Origin of the sequence: Mesorhizobium sp. WSM4308, from assembly GCF_002294905.1 — a bacterium.
In the GTDB taxonomy this organism is placed as follows: Bacteria; Pseudomonadota; Alphaproteobacteria; order Rhizobiales; family Rhizobiaceae; genus Mesorhizobium.
In genome coordinates this window covers 1-1603 of sequence record NZ_NSFW01000044.1, presented here as the reverse complement: position 1 = coordinate 1603, position 1603 = coordinate 1, and the positions used below count along the sequence as shown (strand labels likewise).

Annotated in this window: 1 protein-coding gene; it reads left to right on the top strand. The window is 64.2% G+C overall.

All coding sequences use genetic code 11. From position 1 onward, the window contains the following. Window positions 1–1603, top strand: a 1603-nt coding sequence (glmS, locus tag CK227_RS36025) for a glutamine--fructose-6-phosphate transaminase (isomerizing) (RefSeq protein WP_095804231.1), incomplete at both ends; no start/stop codon positions are given.

Sequence of the window (1603 nt, the reverse complement as noted above, 5' to 3'; positions counted from 1 at the left end):
TCAACCTCGAACGCCGGCTCAAGGACGAGCCGCTCGACGGCACGATCGGCATCGGCCACACACGCTGGGCCACCCATGGCGTGCCCAACGAGACCAACGCGCATCCGCATTTTTCCGACGGCGTCGCCATCGTCCACAACGGCATCATCGAGAACTTTTCCGAGCTGCGCGACGAGCTGGTGCGCGACGGCTATGCCTTCTCCTCGCAGACCGACACCGAGGTCGTCGCCCACCTGGTGGCGCGGGAACTGGCCAGGGGGCTGAAGCCGGTCGAAGCCGCGCACCAGGCGCTGAAGCGGCTGGAAGGCGCCTTTGCGCTGGCCATCATGTTCAAGGGCGACGAGGACCTGATCGTCGGCGCCCGCAACGGCCCGCCGCTGGCCGTCGGCCATGGCGACGGCGAGATGTTCCTGGGTTCCGACGCCATCGCGCTGGCGCCGTTCACCAATTCGATCACCTATCTCGAGGACGGCGACTGGGCGGTGGTGCGCCGCGACAGCGTCGCCATCTTCGACATCGACGGCAGACAAGTCGAGCGCAAGCGCCAGCAGTCGCTGTCGACCTCCTTCATGGTCGACAAGGGCAACCGGCGGCATTTCATGGAGAAGGAAATCCATGAACAGCCCGAGGTGATCTCGCACACGCTGGCGCATTATGTCGACTTCGTCTCCGGCGTCTCGAAGCCGCTCGACCTGCCGTTCGACTTCGCCAGGATCGGCCGGCTGGCGATTTCGGCCTGCGGCACCGCCTATCTCGCCGGCCTGATCGGCAAATACTGGTTCGAGCGCTATGCGCGGCTGCCGGTCGATATCGATGTCGCCTCGGAGTTCCGCTACCGCGAAATGCCGCTGTCGGCCAACGATGCCGCCTTCTTCATCTCGCAGTCGGGCGAGACCGCCGACACGCTGGCCTCGCTGCGCTATTGCCGCAAGGCCGGCATGAAGATCGGCGCCGTCGTCAATGTGCGCGAATCGACCATGGCGCGCGAATCCGACGTGGTGCTGCCGACACTCGCCGGCCCCGAGATCGGTGTCGCCTCGACCAAAGCCTTCACCTGCCAGCTCTCTGTCCTGGCCTCGCTTGCGGTGCGCGCCGGCGTGGCGCGCGGGGTGATTTCGCAGGAGCAGGAAAAGACCCTTGTGCGCGCGCTTTCGGAAGCGCCGCGCTATGCCAACCAGGTGCTCAAGCTCGAAGAGCAGATCGAGCGGATCGCACGCGAACTGTCACGCTACAAGGATGTGCTCTATCTCGGCCGCGACACCAATTTCCCGCTCGCCATGGAAGGCGCGCTAAAACTCAAGGAAATCTCCTATATCCACGCCGAGGGCTATGCGGCGGGCGAGTTGAAGCATGGGCCGATCGCGCTGATCGACGAGAACATGCCGGTCATCGTCATTGCGCCGCATGACCGCATTTTCGAGAAGACCGTGTCGAACATGCAGGAAGTGGCGGCGCGCGGCGGCAAGATCATCCTGATCACCGATGCCAAGGGCGCCGCACAGGTGAGCGTCAAGACGATGGAGACGATCATCCTGCCGGACGTTCCCGAAATCATCTCGCCGATCATCTATGCGCTGCCGATCCAGATGCTGGCCTATTTCGC